At 53.9% G+C, this 18,066-nt stretch carries 13 protein-coding genes and 2 tRNA genes; 5 read left to right on the forward strand and 10 right to left on the reverse strand.

The features are described 5' to 3' along the window. Window position 1 precedes the first annotated feature (1 nt). Window positions 2-964 carry a YpdA family putative bacillithiol disulfide reductase gene (locus D3A97_RS01770; RefSeq protein ID WP_119076078.1) on the forward strand — a complete coding sequence of 321 codons (963 nt, stop codon included), beginning with the start codon at window positions 2-4 and terminating at the stop codon, window positions 962-964. 145 nt (window positions 965-1,109) lie between these two features. Here D3A97_RS01770 and D3A97_RS01775 read toward each other — a convergent pair whose 3' ends face one another. Both D3A97_RS01775 and murB read right to left on the reverse strand, forming a co-directional pair. Continuing rightward, a complete protein-coding gene (locus D3A97_RS01775; protein ID WP_119076080.1) occupies window positions 1,110-1,844 on the reverse strand; it encodes a DUF3800 domain-containing protein in 735 nt (244 codons plus the stop codon). An 83-nt stretch (window positions 1,845-1,927) separates the two neighbouring features. Further along, complete coding sequence (gene murB, locus D3A97_RS01780) at window positions 1,928-2,944, reverse strand: UDP-N-acetylmuramate dehydrogenase (protein WP_119076082.1); 1,017 nt, start codon at window positions 2,942-2,944, stop codon at window positions 1,928-1,930. A gap of 57 nt (window positions 2,945-3,001) precedes the next feature. Between murB and D3A97_RS01785 the strand changes: the two genes are divergently transcribed. Beyond that, complete coding sequence (locus tag D3A97_RS01785; RefSeq protein ID WP_157986302.1) at window positions 3,002-3,646, forward strand: NAD(P)H-binding protein; 645 nt, start codon at window positions 3,002-3,004, stop codon at window positions 3,644-3,646. Window positions 3,647-3,699: 53 nt separating this feature from the next. Here the strand turns inward: D3A97_RS01785 and priA are convergent, their stop codons facing one another. Then, a complete protein-coding gene (gene priA / locus D3A97_RS01790) occupies window positions 3,700-6,144 on the reverse strand; it encodes a replication restart helicase PriA (RefSeq protein ID WP_119076086.1) in 2,445 nt (814 codons plus the stop codon). Further along, a complete protein-coding gene (locus tag D3A97_RS01795) occupies window positions 6,141-6,905 on the reverse strand; it encodes a lysophospholipid acyltransferase family protein (RefSeq protein WP_119076088.1) in 765 nt (254 codons plus the stop codon). Before D3A97_RS01795 ends, priA begins: the two co-directional genes overlap by 4 nt. 53 nt (window positions 6,906-6,958) lie before the next feature. Between D3A97_RS01795 and mtaB the strand changes: the two genes are divergently transcribed. The 3 genes from mtaB to D3A97_RS01810 all read left to right on the forward strand — a co-directional run bounded on the left by mtaB (window position 6,959) and on the right by D3A97_RS01810 (window position 8,607). Continuing rightward, a complete protein-coding gene (mtaB, locus tag D3A97_RS01800; RefSeq protein ID WP_119076090.1) occupies window positions 6,959-8,236 on the forward strand; it encodes a tRNA (N(6)-L-threonylcarbamoyladenosine(37)-C(2))-methylthiotransferase MtaB in 1,278 nt (425 codons plus the stop codon). A gap of 160 nt (window positions 8,237-8,396) precedes the next feature. Then, window positions 8,397-8,471: transfer RNA gene (locus tag D3A97_RS01805), tRNA-Val, on the forward strand. A 61-nt stretch (window positions 8,472-8,532) separates the two neighbouring features. Beyond that, a tRNA-Val gene (locus D3A97_RS01810) sits at window positions 8,533-8,607 on the forward strand. Between the two features lie 455 nt (window positions 8,608-9,062). On the opposite strand, the gene D3A97_RS01815 is transcribed toward D3A97_RS01810, so the two are convergent. From D3A97_RS01815 to D3A97_RS01840, 6 genes are all read right to left on the reverse strand, one after another. After that, on the reverse strand, window positions 9,063-10,379 hold the full coding sequence (locus tag D3A97_RS01815) for an IPT/TIG domain-containing protein (RefSeq protein ID WP_119076092.1): 1,317 nt from the start codon (window positions 10,377-10,379) through the stop codon (window positions 9,063-9,065). 14 nt (window positions 10,380-10,393) lie between these two features. Further along, window positions 10,394-11,305 (reverse strand): phosphodiester glycosidase family protein, encoded by a 912-nt coding sequence (locus tag D3A97_RS01820; protein ID WP_119076094.1) that lies wholly within the window; start codon window positions 11,303-11,305, stop codon window positions 10,394-10,396. Between the two features lie 21 nt (window positions 11,306-11,326). Next, window positions 11,327-12,610 carry a RagB/SusD family nutrient uptake outer membrane protein gene (locus D3A97_RS01825; RefSeq protein ID WP_119078377.1) on the reverse strand — a complete coding sequence of 428 codons (1,284 nt, stop codon included), beginning with the start codon at window positions 12,608-12,610 and terminating at the stop codon, window positions 11,327-11,329. Between the two features lie 18 nt (window positions 12,611-12,628). After that, a complete protein-coding gene (locus D3A97_RS01830) occupies window positions 12,629-15,991 on the reverse strand; it encodes a TonB-dependent receptor (RefSeq protein WP_198673820.1) in 3,363 nt (1,120 codons plus the stop codon). 102 nt (window positions 15,992-16,093) lie between these two features. Continuing rightward, window positions 16,094-17,260: a FecR family protein gene (locus tag D3A97_RS01835; protein WP_119076096.1), complete on the reverse strand. Its 1,167-nt coding sequence runs from the start codon at window positions 17,258-17,260 to the stop codon at window positions 16,094-16,096. Between the two features lie 105 nt (window positions 17,261-17,365). Beyond that, on the reverse strand, window positions 17,366-17,965 hold the full coding sequence (locus D3A97_RS01840) for an RNA polymerase sigma-70 factor (RefSeq protein ID WP_119076098.1): 600 nt from the start codon (window positions 17,963-17,965) through the stop codon (window positions 17,366-17,368). Between the last annotated feature and the right edge of the window lie 101 nt (window positions 17,966-18,066).

Raw genomic sequence — 18,066 nt, forward strand, 5'->3', positions numbered from 1 at the left:
CATGGCAAAACAAGTGGAATTACTCATTGTAGGCGGAGGCCCTATTGGAATGGCATGCGCTTTGGCGGCACAAAAGGCGGGCATCAATTACCTGGTAGTAGAAAAAGGTTGCCTTGTCAACTCCCTTTACCGCTACCCCATCAATATGACCTTTTTCTCCACCAGCGAGCGGCTGGAAATAGGCGGCGTACCCTTTGTTTCCAACAATGCCAAACCCACGCGGCCCGAAGCGCTGGAGTATTACAGACGGGTAGCGTCTTCCCAAAACATCCGCATCAACCTGTTTGAAAAGGTGGAAAATATTCGGCCTGATGACAATGGTTATACGGTCATTACCGGCAAGGAAATTTATCATACCCGCTACATCATCGTTGCCACCGGTTTTTACGACATTCCCAACCTGCTCAATATTCCCGGCGAAGACCTGGCCAAGGTAACCCACTATTACAAAGACCCGCATTATTATGCTACGCAGAAAGTACTGGTAGTAGGGGCCAATAACTCCTCCGTGGATGCCGCGCTGGAAACCTACCGCAAAGGCGCTGAAGTCACCATGGTAATACGGGAAGGAGAAATAGGCCGCCGCGTGAAATACTGGGTAAAACCTGATATCGAGAACCGCATCAAGGAAGGCAGCATCAAGGCCTGGTTTCATTCACACCTCACCGCCATACGTGACACGGAGGTAGACATCAATACCCCCGAAGGCCCTATCACCATTCCCAATGATTTTGTAATTGCCGCTACCGGCTATCAGCCTGATTTCAACTTCCTTGAAAAAACAGGCATCACCCTGTCTGCTGACGCTGTACGGGCCCCCTCCTACAACCCCGAAACCATGGAAACCAACCTGCCGGGCATTTACCTGGCGGGCGTGGTATGCGGGGGGATGAATACGCATGTGTGGTTCATTGAAAATTCAAGGGAGCATGCTGACAAGATTGTGGCGCATATGAGAAGATAGAATTCCCGGAAAGCGCATAAATTATGTTTGTTACCAAGAAAAAACGTATCTTTGTATCAGAATATTCAAGGCAGTTTGCCGTCAAATTTTTGGACTGGGGTGTCCCCGATCGGTATAAAGCCAGGCGTAAGTCTGGCTTTATACTTTATGGATATATTTTAAGACCGTACAACTTTCCTTTCTTGGCATAGATCTTTTCACGGATAATATCAAATGAAGGATTCGGCCGGTTCTCTTCTATTACATGTCTGGCAATTGGATAAGCCACCAAATCAGCCAGCTGCAGCCCGTTAATATTTTCCCTTTTGCTTTTGAATACAATTGAAAGTTTATACCGTTGAAGCCGGTCAGGGGAGATATAGGAAGTACCTCTGGCTAATAGTCTCTGAAAATGCTCATGCAGTTGCCTGTCCTCTTTTGGCCCTCTCTTTTCAATAATGATCTGTAGCTCCTTCTGATCGTCTTTAATATCGTCCAGAAAAAAAATGGTGCGTTCAATAATAAACGACAAAGCAATTTCATACACATCATTACCAAGCCGGCCAAATCTATTGATATATTTGTCTTTTCTTATTGCTGACGCAAAGACGATGTAGTTATTGTCCCGTACAATGTCATTGATATTTTCATAAAATCTGCGCTTTTTGTCAAGGTCAAACAGCACAGTAAATTCTTTTTCGCATTTCCGGATATCCCGGGAATGAAATATCACATGTGTATTGTTCCAGAAAGCCTGCTTCACGGCGTTGATGCTATTTCTGACAAGTTGATAATCTTCTTCCCGAATTAGTACGCCGCAAAGTAAAAATACCGGAAAGCTCTCGTCAATATGTGTCAATCCATGATTTCCACTTTCATCCATGTATAAGCAATACTTCATGAGTTTTAGTCACGTTTGGTTTAAGATATTGTTTATTTTGAATGGTTATCTGGTTGACTTTTTTGATGCCCGGGGCAGGCTTTTCACACCACATTCACCTCCCGCTCCAGCGCTACCCCGAACTTCTCCCGCACACTGTCCAGCACCCTGGTAGACAGTGCATAAATGTCCGCCCCATTTGCATGGCCGTAGTTTACCAGCACCAGCGCCTGCCGGCCGTGTACGCCCGCATCCCCCTCGCGGAAACCTTTCCAGCCGCATTGTTCTATCAGCCAGCCGGCTGCCAGCTTGTAACGGTTGCCGGGCAAGGGATAAGCCACAATACCGGGGAACGCGGCTTTTAATTGTTCATATTTTTCAGCGCTGATCTCGGGGTTTTTGAAGAAACTGCCGGCATTGCCTATTTCAGCGGGGTTGGGCAGTTTGGAAGAGCGGATGTTGATCACCGCCTGGCTCACGTCGCGGATAGTGGGGTGGGATATGCCCATTCTCTCCAGTTCCTGCTCTATAGCGCCATAGCTGGTATTGATAGCCGGTTTTTTGAGCAGGCGGTAGGTAACGTGGAGGATCACGAACTGGTTTTTGTACTGCCGTTTGAACACGCTTTCGCGGTAACCGAACTCGCAGGCGGCGTTGTTGAAATGCACCGGTTGCTGACTGGCTGTTTCCAGGGCTTCCAGTTCGTAGAAGGTATCTTTTATTTCCACGCCGTAGGCGCCGATGTTCTGCATGGGGCTGGCGCCTACGTTGCCGGGTATCAGGGACAGGTTTTCCAGGCCGCCGAGGTCCTGCTCAATGCAGTGCATCACAAACTGGTGCCAGTTCTCCCCCGCGCCGGCCTTTACGTATACATGATCTTCGTCTTCCCCCACTTTATTGATGCCTTTGATCTCGTTTTTCAGCACCAGGCCGTCAAAGTTCTGCGTGAACAGCACGTTGCTGCCGCCGCCCAGTATCATTTTGGGTACCTGTTGCCAGCGCGGGTCTTGCAGTATTTCCTGCAGCGCGGCCATGGAATGGAAAGTGGTGAAATAACGGGCCGTAGCGTCGAGGCTGAAAGTATTGTATGGTCTTAGTGAAACATTTTCGGTTACCTTCATAGCGTAGTGTTCAAATATCCTATCTTTATTACCGGAACAAATATAGTCAACTATAAAATGCCAAAAACAGCAATTGTTACGGGCGCTTCCGGTCTTATCGGGAACCTGCTGGTGCAGGCGCTGCTGCAAGACGGAACTTTTGACCGCGTGCGGGCCATCGTCCGCAAGCCCCTGCTGCTGGAACATCCCCGGCTGGAAAACGCGGTAGTGTCTTTCGAAGATACCGGCGCGCTGGAAAAGGCCCTGCAGGGCGATGTGCTGTTTTGCTGCATTGGCACCACCATTAAAACCGCGGGCAGCCAGGCGGTTTTTGCGGCGGTAGATTTCGGCATACCGGTCAACACCGGCCGCATAGCGCTGCAAAATGGCGTTTCGCAATACCACCTTGTTTCGGCTGTAGGCGCCAATGCCCGTTCTTCCAACTTCTACCTCCGTACCAAAGGGCAAACGGAAGATGCGCTGATACAAATGGGCTTCCCTTCCCTGTTCATCTACCGCCCCTCCCTGCTGCTGGGCAACCGCAAGGAAGTGCGCTTCGGCGAGCAGGTAGCGCAGGTGCTGATGCCGGCCTTCAACTTCTTCATGAAAGGGCGGCTGCGCAAATACAAGCCTGTAAAAGCGGAAACTGTGGCGGCTGCCATGATAGCGCATGCAAAAACCGGGGAGAAAGGAGTGTCGGTGATTGAGGGTTTTGCAGACTAGGCGGATCACACATCAACGGCGCTAGTCAGCGCTGCAAACGGATAACTCCGGCGTCACACCCCGTCTACATCCGGCGTGATCACTACGGAACGGAATTGTTTTTCAATGGTCAGCTGGCTAAAAAATTCTCTCAGCATTGTTTTTACCTGGGCAATACGCCGGCTGTCTCGCGGCAGCTTGATCAGCATTTCCTGCAGGTAAAAATCTCTCACCTTGCTTACCAGCGGTGCGGCGGGGCCTACCAGTTGCGCGCCCAGGTGGGGCCGGAGCCAGTTGCTCAATACCAGCGCCGCCTCGTTGACCGTTGGTTGTTTTTTATGACGGATGGTGATCTTGATGATGCGGGAAAACGGCGGGTAGGCAAACTGTTCCCGCTCGGCTATTTCCGCCGCGTACATCGCTTTGTAGTTGTGTTGCGTAACAAATTCCAGCACGGGGTGGCGGGTGTTGCTGGCCTGGATGATCACTTTCCCCTGCCCGTCTCTCCTGCCGGAACGGCCGCTGACCTGTTCCATCAGTTGAAAGGCGCGCTCGTTCACCCGGAAGTCTGGGTAACTCAGCAGGCTGTCCGCACTCAAAATACCCACCAGGTTCACGCGCTGGAAATCGAGGCCCTTTACCACCATTTGCGTGCCTACCAGGATGTCTATTTCCCCGTCTTCCAGCAATTGTATCATTTTGTTATGACTGTCTTTGCTGCGGATGGCGTCCATGTCCATACGGGCAATGCGGGCTTCGGGGAACAGCTCCTGCAGGTCTTCCTCTATTTTTTCCGTACCGAAATTTTTAGGTACCAGCGTTTGGCTGCCGCAGGCGGCGCAGGTGTAAATGTATGGGTAGCGGGTACCGCAGTAATGGCAATGGAGCTTGTCCTGGTGCTTGTGGTAGGTGAGGGACACATCGCACTGCTTGCAGTTGGGTATCCAGCCGCAGGTAGTACACAGCAGAAAAGGCGCGTAACCGCGGCGGTTCTGAAAGAGGATCACCTGCTTGCCGGATTGCAGCGACTGGTGAATATTTTGCCGCAGCACGGAAGAAAAGTTATGCACCATTTCTTTCAGCGCCGTTTCTTTTTTCAGGTCTACAATTTCGATGGCCGGCATGGCAATGCCCCCATATCGCTCCTGCAGCTCTACCAGGGCGTATTTACCCTGTAACGCGTTGTAGTAAGACTCGAGAGACGGTGTAGCCGAGCCCAGCAACACCTTGGCCTTGAACAGGCCGGCGTAGTAAATGGCCGCGTCCCGCGCGTGGTAACGGGGCGCGGGGTCTTGCTGCTTGAAGGAAGCGTCATGCTCCTCATCCAGGATAATTAGGGCCAGGTCCCGGAAGGGCAGCAACAGGCTGGAGCGGGCGCCCAGCAGTATCCTGATCTCCCCGCTCTTTACCTTGTTCCATATCTCCACCCGCTCGTTGTTGGAAAAGCGGGAATGATAAATACCGATCTGGCCGCCGAAGTGTTTTTGCAGGCGGCGGATGATCTGCGCGGTAAGGGCTATTTCCGGCAGCAGGTACAGCACCTGTTTGCCGGTGGCCAGGTATTCTTCTATGAGCTTTACATAGATCTCCGTTTTCCCGCTAGATGTAACGCCATGCAGGAGGGTCACCTGCTTTTCGGTAAAACAGGCCCTGATGGCGGCCAGCGCCTTTTCCTGTACAGGGCTTAGGTCGAAGTTCAATTGCACTTCTACCTTGCCCATCCGCACGCGGCCTACAATGCGTTTGTCTATTTGCAGGATGTTCTTGTCTACCAGCGCCTTCAATTGTGCGGAAGAAGCGCCTGACTTTTTCAGGAGTTCGCTTTGCACTACTTCTCCCTGCGTTTTGATGAAATGCAGGTAAGCCAGCAGCAGCTCCAGTTGTTTGGGTGCGCGGGCCAGCTCGTCAAACAGCGGGGCAAAGGATGCATCGCTGTCGTAAGCCGGGTTGAGCAGGATGAAGTTTTCCGTTTTTTCCTTGTATGCTTCTTTCAGTTCCTCGTATACGAGACATACTTTTTTTTCTATCAGTTTTTTGATGACCGAGTAAACGTCTGACCGGTCAAGCACCATCTGCACCTCCCCTATCCGCAGCTCCTTCCGGATGTGCAGCGCTTCCGCCACCAGGTACTCATGTTCGTCCAGCATGGTAAAATCGTCGCCAAAAGCATCGTTGTACAGCAGCACGGTCTCGCTGGAGAGCTTGAGGTGCGCCGGCAGGGCGGCGTTGAGCACATCCCCCTCGTTACACATGTAATACTGCGCCATCCATTCCCAGAAAGCCAGTTGCGCGGGGTATACCACAGGCTCCTTGTCCATCATGTCCATAATGGGCTTGGTCTTGTAAGCGGCGGGCGCCTGTTCATGCACCGCCTTTACAATGCCGGTGTACTTTTTCTGGCGGCCCAGGGGTACGGCCACGCGGCTGCCTGGCTGAATGGAGGCTTCCATTTCAGGGGGCACGGCATACGTATAATTCCTGGGCAGTGCCAGCGGTAATATGACATCAGCATACTTCATATAGCCTGTAAAGCGGGGTAATTGCGGTACTTGCGCAGCTCTTCTTCCATCATGTGGCGCACCTGCTTTTTCAGTTGCGGCACATCCTCCATGGTCAGCCCCTGCACCGGTACTACCGGCAGAAACACCACGCGGCACGGGCCGGGGTTCAGGGAAAGGAATTTGATCTTGGCAAGGCGGTCATGATTGTCTACATAAAGCACCGGCCTGATGGGGGTCTGCGTTTCAATGGCGATCCTGAAGGCGCCGCTGTGAAAGGGCAGCAGGGGCTGCTCCGTTTCGTTGGTGGTACCTTCGGGAAATATCAGCAGAGATACATTTTTACCTATCATATATAACATATCCCGCATGCTTTGCGCCCGCCCTTTTGCCGTGGCACGGTCTACCGGTACTACGGAGCGGCTGTAAATGAGGCCAAAGAGAGGAATGCGGGACAGTTCACTTTTACCCAGGGGGCGGAAAGGCAGCGGCATTACCTTTACGGCCAGGGCCGCGTCCAGGTAGGAGGAGTGGTTGGCCAGGTAAATGCAGGGTTCATTGGTCCTGGGGGTTTTCCAGGTCTTTTTCACAAAAATGCCCACGGCGGGGAACCATACATGCGCCCAGAAACGAAGGAAATAGAACACAATGTTCCCGCCCCTCACCTTGCCCAGGAAAGATACCAGTACAATAGGGGGCAATATCAGGAACATGATAGCCAGCCATACGATCAGGGCGTACGCACTGTACAGCGCCTGGCAACATTTCAGTAGCACGTGCATAAAAAGCCGAAAGATACAGAATTATAGTGCAATATCGTACCTTTGCCCCTCTTATGACCCGGGAAAAATCAGTAGCATTCCATACGCTCGGCTGTAAGCTGAACTTTTCAGAGACCTCTACCATCAGCAGGTTGCTGGAAAAGGACGGGTTTGTCAAAAAGGACTTTGACGACCTGGCAGACGTTTATGTGATCAACACCTGTTCCGTAACAGACAATGCGGACAAGGAGTGCCGGCAACTGGTGCGCCGCATACAGCGCCGCTCGCCGGAAAGCCTGGTGGTGATCACGGGTTGTTATGCCCAGCTGAAGCCGAAAGAAATTGCTGACATACCAGGGGTAGACCTGGTACTGGGGGCGGCGGAGAAATTCAACATTGCAGACCACATCCGGGAGCTGGCCAAAGGAGACAGCGCCAGGATCTGCTCCTGTGACATTGAAGAAGTGAACACCTTCCATTCCTCTTACTCGGTGAACGACCGTACCCGCACCTTCCTGAAAGTGCAGGATGGCTGTGACTACAACTGCTCCTTCTGCACCATCCCCATGGCCCGCGGCATCAGCCGTAGCGACAGTGTGGCCAACGTAATAGGCCATGCGCAGATGCTGGCCGCCGGCGGGGTAAAGGAAATAGTGCTGACGGGCGTAAACCTGGGAGACTTCGGCAAGGGCTACGAAGGCGGCAAAAAGCGCGAGGAGTCTTTTTACGAGCTGGTACAGGCGCTGGATGAGGTGGATGGCATTGAGCGCTACCGCATTTCTTCCATAGAGCCGAACTTGCTCAGCAACGAGATCATTGAATTTGTGGCGGGCAGCAAAAAGTTTATGCCGCACTTCCACATTCCCCTGCAAAGCGGCAGCAACGAGATACTAGGCCTGATGCGGCGCCGGTACCGCCGGGAGCTGTACGCGGAAAAGATAGGCCTCATCAAACAGTTCATGCCTCACTGCTGCATTGGCGTAGACGTAATTGTGGGTTTCCCCTCCGAGTCTGACGCGCATTTCATGGACACTTATAATTTCCTGCACGAACTGGATATTTCATACCTGCACGTTTTCACGTATTCCGAAAGGGCCAATACCCATGCCCTTGATATACAACCGGTAGTGCCGGTGAACGTCCGGCATGAGCGGAACAAGGCCCTGCGCAACCTCAGCCATAAAAAAATGCAGTATTTCACGGAGCAGCATGCCGGCCAGCGCCGGAAAGTGCTGTTTGAGGGCATGCAAAAAGACGGGATGATGGAAGGATATACAGACAATTACATCAGGATATCAACGCCTTTCCGCAAGGAGTGGGAAAATAACATTGTGGAGTGGGATTTGCGGTAAGAACTGAACGGAAGGCACTGCGGGCGGGTTGGTCAAGACGCCCCGCTGCCGGGCTTTCTGACCAAAGTTTTTAAAAATTATTTGGCAGAATGAAATAAGTTTTTACCTTTGCAATCCCGTCAAACGAAAAGCGTTAGACAACACTAAAAAAACGAATATCGGGAGTTTAGCTCAGTTGGTTCAGAGCATCTGCCTTACAAGCAGAGGGTCGGCGGTTCGACCCCGTCAACTCCCACATCATTTTCCACACAGCCCGGAAACTGTGGTCGGAAAAGATCAAAAAACTTGAAATTACCGGGAGTTTAGCTCAGTTGGTTCAGAGCATCTGCCTTACAAGCAGAGGGTCGGCGGTTCGACCCCGTCAACTCCCACAAAAGGCCTTGCAGTTTGCAAGGCCTTTTTTTGTGCCCGGCCTGCTGCACATTACTGCAGCGACTTTCAGAAAAAGGGGATCAAGCAGAAAGCTGGGGTAACGCGTGAAAAAGCCAATCGGCATTATATAGTATTGATAATCATAACTATAATGATGGCTTAAATTTGTCATAGAAACAGGCGGCTACCTTCTTATCGCCTTCTAGTCGCCTTGCTATGGGCTTGGCCCCCCGGGCTTATCGCCTTCTAGTCGCCTTCTTATCGCCTTGTTACTGCGCTGGTCCGAAAAAGGCACACCATTTGCATCAATGTTTTACATATGTACAAAAAGTGAACTACCTATCTGCAACCGCCCTGCCTCACTTCCGGCAGAATGGCGGAACAAGCCGCACTTTCCTATAAAAAAATGATGCGCCGGTTTACAGCGCATCATCTTCCTTGCTCAACACCTTTTTTACTTCATCAGCGATATTTTCCGGATGCAGTTATTACCCAGGTCTGCCACAAAAATATTGCCTGCGGCATCTGTACATATATCTGTAGGCTGGCTGAGCTGTGCGGAGGTGCCAGGCCCGTCCAGGAAACCTTTACCCGTGCCCGCTACCGTGCTTACGGTACCGCCAGCCAGCTTACGCACTTTGTGATTGTTCAGATCGGCCACCAGTATGTTGCCGCTGCCGTCTACCGTAATGCCGTAAGGATCTGCGAACCTCGCGGCCGCCGCATCCCCGTCTTTGTATCCGGACGTGCCGTCTCCCGCCAGGGTGGTTACCTCTCCGGCCATGGTCACCTTGCGGATACGGTGATTGAGCCGGTCTGCCACCACCAGGTTACCCGCCGCGTCCAGTGAAAGGCCGCTGGGGTTTTTCAGTTTGGCGGCAGTACCCGTGCCGTCTGCATACGCGGCGGTACCATCCCCTGCCAGGGTGCTCACCGTACCGTCTGGCGTTATTTTCCGGATGCGGTGGTTCAGGTTGTCTGCCACATATATATTGCCGGCAGCGTCTACCGTTACGTCCAGCGGCTGGTTAAACATGGCGGTGGTTCTATCACCGTCCGCAAAACCCGCGGTACCCTTGCCGGCAAAGGTGCTCACCGTACCATCCGGCGTTATTTTGCGGATGCAGTGGTTATCACGGTCTGCCACAAAAATATTGCCCGCGGCATCTGCCGCGGATTTCCACGGCAGCCTGAACCTTGCAGCGGCCGCCGCGCCATTTACAAAACCGGCGGCGTCTGCGCCTGCCACCGTGCTCATGATGCCCGCCGCGGATATCTTTCGGATGCGGTTATTGCCGCGGTCTGTAATGATGAGGTTGCCGGCGGCGTCCATTGTTACGCCTTCAGGGCTTTTCAGCCGCGCAGCGGCCACAGGGCCGTCTATCGAACCTGCATTTACATCGCCTGCAAATACCTTTACTGTGTATTCTTCCGGCGGCGCTGTGTAGGTAAACACGGGGCCGGTTATCTCCACATTGCGCACCGCCACCGTGATGGCGCCGGTAGCGCCTGCTTTAGGGCTCACCACCTGCAGCTGCCCTTCGGCAGCCTCAATTACAATAGCATCCGTTCCATTGAACTTCACCGTATTGTCCGTACGTACGCCGCTGAAGTGTTTGCCGCGTATGGTCACAATGGTAGATGCAGTTCCTTCCAGCGGCCATACCGTGCTGATCACCGGGCCGGGTGCGGCGGCGGGCGTTTTATCTTTATTACATGCCAGCATGACCGTTAGCAGTAACGCCAGGCAGCATTGTATCATTCTTTGCATAGCGAAAGGGATTTTTAAGGTTTGGAAACGATCATCCAGGCGTTGCCTACGGCCCGGTTGGTACCGTCAGACGGGCGGTTGCGCACCTGCCATACTTCAGCCAGCGGATGTTTGATCATAAAAGTGGAAGAACCGCCGCCGTCCACGTTAATGGCTTTGGTTGCGCCGCATGCTTTCAGCATATGCCCCAGGTCTGTAATGGTAACACCGTTCGAATAATAAAAACTGCGGCCGTCCACCACCATAAAATACAGCTTGCCGTCATTGCTCAGGCCCACGCCGGTGCGCGGCTCTATGGAAAGATCTGTTTGCGTGAGCACTGCATTGTTTTCCACCAGCATGGGGCCGCCGCCCAGCGCATCCTCAAAGTCATCTTTCATGGCGTCAAAATCTTCCCGGTTGCCGATGAACAGTTCCCCGTTTTTGCGCACGCCCATGAAAGTGGCGCTGCGGGCATTGGCCCAGGTGGTTTTGAGCACCTTGCCATTGCGGATGAGAATGCCGCGCGGCTCGCCGGTGGTGGTATTGAAGAAATCCGCGTTTACACCTGCCAGCACGCGGCCTTCAGCGGCCTGCAGGTACCTGGCCATATCCGGCACGGTTTGCATGGCATAGGCGTCTACGTTATAGGGCGTGGCGGCTTCCAGCTTCAGCTTGGGATTGGTAACGTCTATTTCCAGTATAAACATGTGCATGGCATAGCCTGTTTTGCTGAGGTAGTGCACATCGGTTTCCCGGATGCCCTCGGCCACCTGGAACACCGTGTCTGAAAACACCTGGGCCACCAGGCCTGTGCTGTCTGCTATACGCTGGGTAAGCGGGCTTTGTATCACGGTATGCGGCGCCTGCGCCTGTGAGTCTTTTTTGCAACTGGCCGCCGCAAAACACAGCAGTATAAGTGCGGGTACAAGTTTCAGCTTGTTCATATCTTTTTTTGATTGATAGTGTTAATAGTCCTCGTTCTGTTCAAGCAGGTTGTTCAGCGCCAGCTCGTTCATGGGGATAGGGTACTTTACTTCCCTGGAGGCAAGGCCCAGCTCCGCCGTTTTACCGGTGCGTACCAGGTCAAACCAGCGGTAACCTTCTCCCAGAAATTCCTTTCTTCTTTCCAGCAGCACAGCGTCCAGGTAAGCATCTTCATCAGCGGGCGCAATGGCCGCCAGCCCCCTTTCAGCACGCAGCTCGTTAAGGCGGTGCAAACCGGCCAGGCCCTGTGCTTCCGCGCTAACGAGGTACATTTCCGCCAGCCGGATGATGACCTGCGGATCTGTGCCGGACTGGCCGCTGGGGTATTTGTTGATCACGCGCAGGCCCTGGTAGGTATCTATCGATATAGCGGTGCGTTTGTCTGTTGCAGAGAACATGTCCATCACCTCCTGCGTAGGCCGGTATACGTAGCTGCCTTTCACCGGGTGCGCGTATGTATAGAACAGGGTGCTTACACGCACAGACGATTCAATGGTGAGGTTCTTGAAAGAAAATATCTCCTCTTTATTGGCAGTGGCCCTGAAGATCTTCTCAAAGGCATCCAGCTTGAAGAGGCCGCTGCCGATCACTTCTTCCGCCAGGGCAGCGGCGTCGGCCTTCTTATTTTGTGCCAGCTTCACGCGGGCCATCAATGCCTTGGCGGCTATGGAAGACACCTGGTAGTATTGCCCCGCGGCATAGGCGGGCGCGCCGTCAATGGCCAGCTGCAATTCTTTTTCAATGAAAGCCCATACTTCCTGTTCCGTATTGCGCTTCACTTTTTCCTGGGTGTTTTTTTCCAGCACCGGCACACCACCCCAGCGGCTTGCCAGGTTGTAATAGAGGTACGCGCGGAAGAAATGGGCAATGCCTGATATTTCTGTGTTACGTTGTGTTACAGGCAACCCTTCCACCGCTTCCAGCAGGTTGTTCACCTGGTAAAGCGCGGAATAATACCCGTTCCAGGCGGAAGACATGAGGCCGTTCTCGGGGCGCAGCACGTTGCTGATAAAAGTGTTCAGCCCACCGTCACTGGTGGCGCCGGCATTAATGAGGTTGCCGCCCACTACATCGAAAGAAATATAAGACTCCGCGCCGGGCGCATTTTGCACACGGTTGTAGATACCCACCAGAAAGGCTTCCACGTCAGCGGCAGACAAGGTATTGGTGGCCACGGCGGAGTGTGATTTTACATCGAGCATCTTGCTGCAGGAAGTAAACAGGCACAGGCCTGTGAACAACGCCGGTAATATGATCCGTTTCATGAGAATATTTTGCATCAGTTAGAAATTCAGGTTAATGCCCAGGTTGAAAGAGCGCGGCTGCGGCAGCACCAGGTTGTCTTGCCCCATATAACGGGGGTCCATGTCCGAGCTTACCTCGGGATCAAGGCCGGAGTAATTGGTGAGCAGCCACAGGTTATCCGCCTGCAGGTATACTCTCAGGCGCCTGATCCTGGCCCTTGACAGCCAGGAGGCCGGCAATTCATACCCCAGCGATACGGTACGTAGCCGGAGGAAAGAGCCGTCTTCCATCCAGCGGCTGGAATTGTACAGGTTGTAGGCATGATTGTAGATGGCGCGCGGCACGGTATTGCTGGTTCCCGGCCCCGTCCACCGGTTTTCCGCCACCCTTTTCACGAAGTTCACGGCGTTCTGGCCCAGCCTTTCAATGGTGATGCGGGAAGTAGCATATACTTCCTGGCCGTAGGTGTAGTTCAGGAAAACCGACAGATCGAAGTTCTTATAGCGGAACGTGTTATTCCATCCGCCGTAGAAAGCCGGGTTGGAGCTGCCTACTATCTGGCGGTCGTTGATATCAATATTGCCATCGCCGTTCACATCTTCATACCGCACGTCGCCGGCGCGCACGCCGATCTTTTGCAGCGGCTCAGGCACTTCCTTGTCATCCTGGAAAATGCCCGTCATCCTGTATACCCATATGCTGCCAATGTCGTAACCCACCTGCAGGGCACGGTTGTCTCCAATAGACAGCACATCATTGTTGCCGATCAGGGAGGTAACGCGGTTCTTGATGAAAGAAATATTGAAGTCAGACTTCCAGTTCAGTTCACCAAAATTGAAGTTGGTGCTCACGGAGGCTTCCAGGCCGTGGTTCAGCATGGAGCCGATGTTGCTGGTAATGCTGGTGAAGCCGGATGTGCCCTGAATAGGCATGTTGTACAGCAGGTTGGTAGTGTTCTTGCGAAAATAGTCTACCGTAACATTAAGGGCGCCACGGAGCAGGCCCAGTTCCACACCGGCGTCAAACTGGTTGGCCTTTTCCCACGTGAGCAGGTTGTTGCCAAAACCCGTAATGGCAATGCCGCTTTTGCCGTCATAGTTATAACCGCCGCCGGTGAGGGATTGATAGGCGTAGTTGCTCACCCCTTCCTGGTTACCGGTAGAACCGTAGCTGGCGCGCAGCTTCAGGTCTGTTTCCGGCATGCTCCAGAAAGCCTCGCGGGATACCTGCCAGCCGGCTGATATGGAAGGGAAGTAACCGTACCGGTTGTCTGGCGAAAAGCGGGAAGAACCGTCTGTACGGATAGACATGCCCAGCAGGTATTTGCTTTTCCAGGCAAAGTTGGCGCGGCCGAAATAGGATTCCATAGCGTTGCCGTACAGGTTGGTAGAAGCGTTGTTGATCACGGATGCGGCGGCCAGCACATCAAAGGAGGGCGCGGGGAAACCGTTGCCGTCTATGCCATTGTCAGACACCGTCATGCGTTGAAAGGAATGGCCGCCCAGCAGGTCCAGCTTCAGTTCCCCGAAGGTGCGGGAGTAGGTGAGCGTGTTTTCCAGCAGCAGGTTGGTGAGCAGCCTGCGCTCGTCTACAATGCGGCCGTTGCCGGTGCCGTAGGGGTGCTTCTGGTTGTAGTAGATATAATCATGCGTATAGCCGATGTCTGACCCGAAGGAAGTTTTAAAGGTGAGGTCTTTCGTGAACTTCAACTCCGCGAAGGCGTTGCCCAGCATGCGGTAATTCTTCAGGTTGGCCACTTCCTCTTTCAATATCTGGATGGGGTTGTGGTACACCAGGTCTGCCGTGCCACCCACATAATAATCGCCGTTGGGCTTGTAAGGCCTGTCAAACGGGCGTTGCGGCAGGCTTCTGCCCATTACGGTAGAGCCCAGGTTGGAGCCGGGCACGCGGTTGTTGTCCGAATAGCTGAAGCTGAGGTTTACACCGGTGCGCAGCCAGCTCAAAGGTTCGCTGGTGAGGTTGATGCGGCCGGTGTACTTTTTCAGGTCGTTGTAGATCACGGTGCCCTGCTGGTTCAGGAAACCGCCGGAAATGTAATAGGTAGTTTTGTCGTTGCCGCCGGATACGGAAAGGTCTACATTCTGCGTCCAGCCTTTGCGCAGCACCAGGTCCATCCAGTCGGTATCCGGGAGGCCCGGGTACGGATGGTCTATGCCCGGGATGAACTTGCTGTTGCCGGGCATGTAGCCGTACTGTTTGTTATAGTTGTCTATGCCTTCGTTCACCACTTCGAGGTACAGCTTTGAATCCGCCATTTCCATCTTGTGGAGATTGGGCACTTCAGACACGCCGGTGAAAGCGTTCACGGTAAGCTGCCCGCCGCCTTTGCGGCCGCTTTTGGTAGTGATGAGAATAACGCCGTTGGTGGCCCGTGAGCCGTAAATGGCGGCGGAAGCGGCGTCTTTCAATACTTCCACGGACGCGATATCTCCGGGGTTGAGCTGCGAAAGCGGGTTCATTTTGGTACCAAAGTTGGTCATGGCCGCATCGTGCGGGATGATGGGCACCCCGTCTACCACGTACAGCGGCTCATTGCTGGCGCTGAGAGAACCGATGCCGCGCACGCTCACACGCATAGCGCTGCCGGGCATGCCTGACGCGGAAGATACGTTTACCCCCGCCACGCGGCCCTGCAACAACTGGTCAGGGCCCAGTACGGGGCGGGCATTCAGGTCATCCGGCCGGAAGGTGCTAATAGCGCCGGTCAGTTCTGTTTTTTTCTGCGTGCCGTACCCTACTACCACCACCTGCTGCATATCCTGGCTCTCGCGTTTCAACTGTATGTTGAACTCCCTCCGCCCGCCTGCTTCAACGGCCTGCGTGGAAAACCCGATGTAGGAGAACACCAGCGTGGCGGGCAACGTTACGTTGTTCAGCACAAACAGGCCGTTGCCGTCTGTAGTGGTGCCGAGCGTAGTGCCCTTCACGCTCACGGTTACGCCGGGCAACGGGTCCCCGTTATCCGCGTCCTTCACGGAGCCGGTCAGTTTAACGGCCTGCTGCTGCGGGGTTTCAGGCGCTTCACCGCGCCGGACGAGAATAACGGTATTGTCTACGATCTGGTACGTGAGCGGCGAGCCTTCCAGGCAGCGGTCCATCACCTGCTCAATAGTAGCATCCTTGAGGCGCAGGGTAATTTTGGAAGCGGCTGCCGCCAGGTTTTCGTCTTTGAAAATAAAGAGGTAGTTGCTTTGCTGGCGTACAATGCGGAACACTGTTTCCAGGCTGGCGTTGCTGACCTCCACGTTCAGGCGTTTGCTTTGACCTTTGGCGGCGGCGGTGAGTTGCAGGCCCGCCACCAGCATCAACAGCAGCAATGTTTTAAAAGGCCTCCCGGCAAGCGGGCGGAAGCTGCGTTGGTTGCATAATGATCGTTTCATAGATTGAGCCGGTTTTATAATTCAGTTTGATTTTTTACACATAGGCATAGCCGTTCCGGCAGGCGCCTGCCGGGTTAGCTGATGTTGCGTCTGTGATAATGTTTATTTTTTGCTGACAGTTACTTTTCTTCCCTGCACTTCGAAATGCAGGTCTGCTGTTAGTTCCAGTATTTTCAAGGCCTGCTGCAGGGATTCCTGCCTGCGCATGGCGCCGGATACGTGAATTTTATCATTGAGCCCTTCGCTGTAGGCAACTTCCACATCGTACCAGCGGCTGATGTCCCGCATTACGGCGGCCAGCTCATCATTTTTGAAAGTGAAGATGCCGTTCTTCCAGGCCACCGCGTTCTCCACATCCCCGGAGGAGCGTTGCAGCAGGCCGGAGCGCTGCTCCAGCGTGGTCTGCTCACCCGGCGCCAGCGTCATGCGCTGGTGGCCGGCCACTACGCGTACAGCGCCCTGCAGCAGGGTGGTGGTGAAAAGCTGTTCTTCTGAATAAGCGTTGATGTTGAAGCTGGTGCCCAGCACCTGCACCGTCATGCCGTTCACTTTTACAAAAAACGGGCGGGCGGCGTCTTGTGCTACTTCAAAATAGGCTTCGCCGGTCAGCGTTACCGTGCGCTCGCTGCTGTTGAAAGCAGCCGGGTACTGCAGGGAGCTGGCCGCGTTGAGCCATACCCGCGTGCCGTCTGCCAGTTGTACGCGGTACTGCCCGCCGTTGGGGGTAATGAGCATATTGTTGCCGCTGCCGCCCGGGCCATATATCAGCTCCGCGTCCTGTTTGTGTACCTGCTCTCCGTTGCCGGCCGCAATAGGACCGTCTGCAGCCTGGTCTAATAATACAGACCGGCCGTTGCCCAGCACCAGGCGGGCTTTGTTGCCACCGGGCGCAACATCTTGCGGCGGGAGGGCGGCCATGTGGTCCGCCGCCGGTTGCTGCCGGCCGGGGCGCAACAGGAAAACAGCCGCGGCCGCGGCCAGGCCCACCACTATGGCTGCGGCGGCTATGCCCCGCCAGCGGCGGAACATGGGTATCACCGGCGTTTGGCGGGCGGGTGGTTGTATGCGGTCATGAATGCGAGACAATATGGAAGCTGACAGCTCCGGGGCGGGTATTTCAAATCCCTGTTGCCTGAACCGCTCCAGCATGTAGGCCTTCAACTCGGCGCCGGGCGTATGCTCCAGGTAATGGAGCAACCAGCGGCATTCTTCATCTGTCCAGCGCGGTTTGGCCAGCAGCTCGCGTATATATGTTTCAGGTTGATTCAAAAGATCAGCTTTAGGGTAAATACACCGGGGGTGCAAAAAAGGGGGGGTGTACGGCGCATTTTTTTTTGATTACCGGCTTTCCGGGGAAGAAATACCGGCGGCGCCTCAATTTCCGAGCACTTTCGCAAACAGCGGAAGTACCGCCACCAGCGCCTGCCACTCAGGCTGGAGCCGCACGTACTCGCGGATGAAACGGCTGGCTTTTGCAATATGTTCCTTTACGGTATAGTGGGATATCTGCAACTCGCTGGCCGCCTCCGCATAGGTTTTACCCTGCATCTTGCATAGCAGGAACACTTTTTTACGCTGCGGCGGCAACTGGTCAATGGCGCGTTCCAGCATATCCAGTTGAATGGAAGTAACCTGCCACTCGTCCTGCTCCGGCTCTGCCATATCCGGGGCCAGCTCCGCCGTCTTCAGCCGCTGCCGCAGGCTGGAGCGGAGGTAATTGAGGGAGCGGTTATAGCTCACCACAAAAAGCCAGTTGCCCGCGGGCTGGCCGGCATGCAGCAGCTTTCGTTTCTCCCACAGCCGGATGAACACTTCCTGCACAATATCCTGCGCAGCGGCTTCATCTTTCACCAGGTGGAGAATGTTGGCATATACTGCGGGAAAATACATGTGATAAAGGGCATCAAATGCCGCTACACTATCCTCCTGTAATGCTGCTACTAATGCTATTTCTGCGGACTCTTTGGAAGACATGCCTCTTAGCTTGTTGATTTATGATACGGCCGGCAAATATTCTAAATATTGGTTGAATCCCTGAGCGGGTAACGGCAAGTTAATATAAAAATAATACAACC

Origin of the sequence: Chitinophaga alhagiae, assembly GCF_003568665.1 — a bacterium.
Lineage (GTDB): Bacteria > Bacteroidota > Bacteroidia > Chitinophagales > Chitinophagaceae > Chitinophaga > Chitinophaga alhagiae.

Excerpts from the sequence above, each read along its gene's own strand:
- D3A97_RS01770 (WP_119076078.1), top strand. The coding sequence starts at position 2 with ATGGCAAAACAAGTGGAATTACTCATTGTAGGCGGAGGCCCTATTGGA.
- D3A97_RS01775 (WP_119076080.1), bottom strand. The coding sequence starts at position 1,844 with ATGAAGTATTGCTTATACATGGATGAAAGTGGAAATCATGGATTGACA.
- murB (WP_119076082.1), bottom strand. The coding sequence starts at position 2,944 with ATGAAGGTAACCGAAAATGTTTCACTAAGACCATACAATACTTTCAGC.
- D3A97_RS01785 (WP_157986302.1), top strand. The coding sequence starts at position 3,002 with ATGCCAAAAACAGCAATTGTTACGGGCGCTTCCGGTCTTATCGGGAAC.
- priA (WP_119076086.1), bottom strand. The coding sequence starts at position 6,144 with ATGAAGTATGCTGATGTCATATTACCGCTGGCACTGCCCAGGAATTAT.
- D3A97_RS01795 (WP_119076088.1), bottom strand. The coding sequence starts at position 6,905 with ATGCACGTGCTACTGAAATGTTGCCAGGCGCTGTACAGTGCGTACGCC.
- mtaB (WP_119076090.1), top strand. The coding sequence starts at position 6,959 with ATGACCCGGGAAAAATCAGTAGCATTCCATACGCTCGGCTGTAAGCTG.
- D3A97_RS01815 (WP_119076092.1), bottom strand. The coding sequence starts at position 10,379 with ATGCAAAGAATGATACAATGCTGCCTGGCGTTACTGCTAACGGTCATG.
- D3A97_RS01820 (WP_119076094.1), bottom strand. The coding sequence starts at position 11,305 with ATGAACAAGCTGAAACTTGTACCCGCACTTATACTGCTGTGTTTTGCG.
- D3A97_RS01825 (WP_119078377.1), bottom strand. The coding sequence starts at position 12,610 with ATGAAACGGATCATATTACCGGCGTTGTTCACAGGCCTGTGCCTGTTT.
- D3A97_RS01830 (WP_198673820.1), bottom strand. The coding sequence starts at position 15,991 with ATGAAACGATCATTATGCAACCAACGCAGCTTCCGCCCGCTTGCCGGG.
- D3A97_RS01840 (WP_119076098.1), bottom strand. The coding sequence starts at position 17,965 with ATGTCTTCCAAAGAGTCCGCAGAAATAGCATTAGTAGCAGCATTACAG.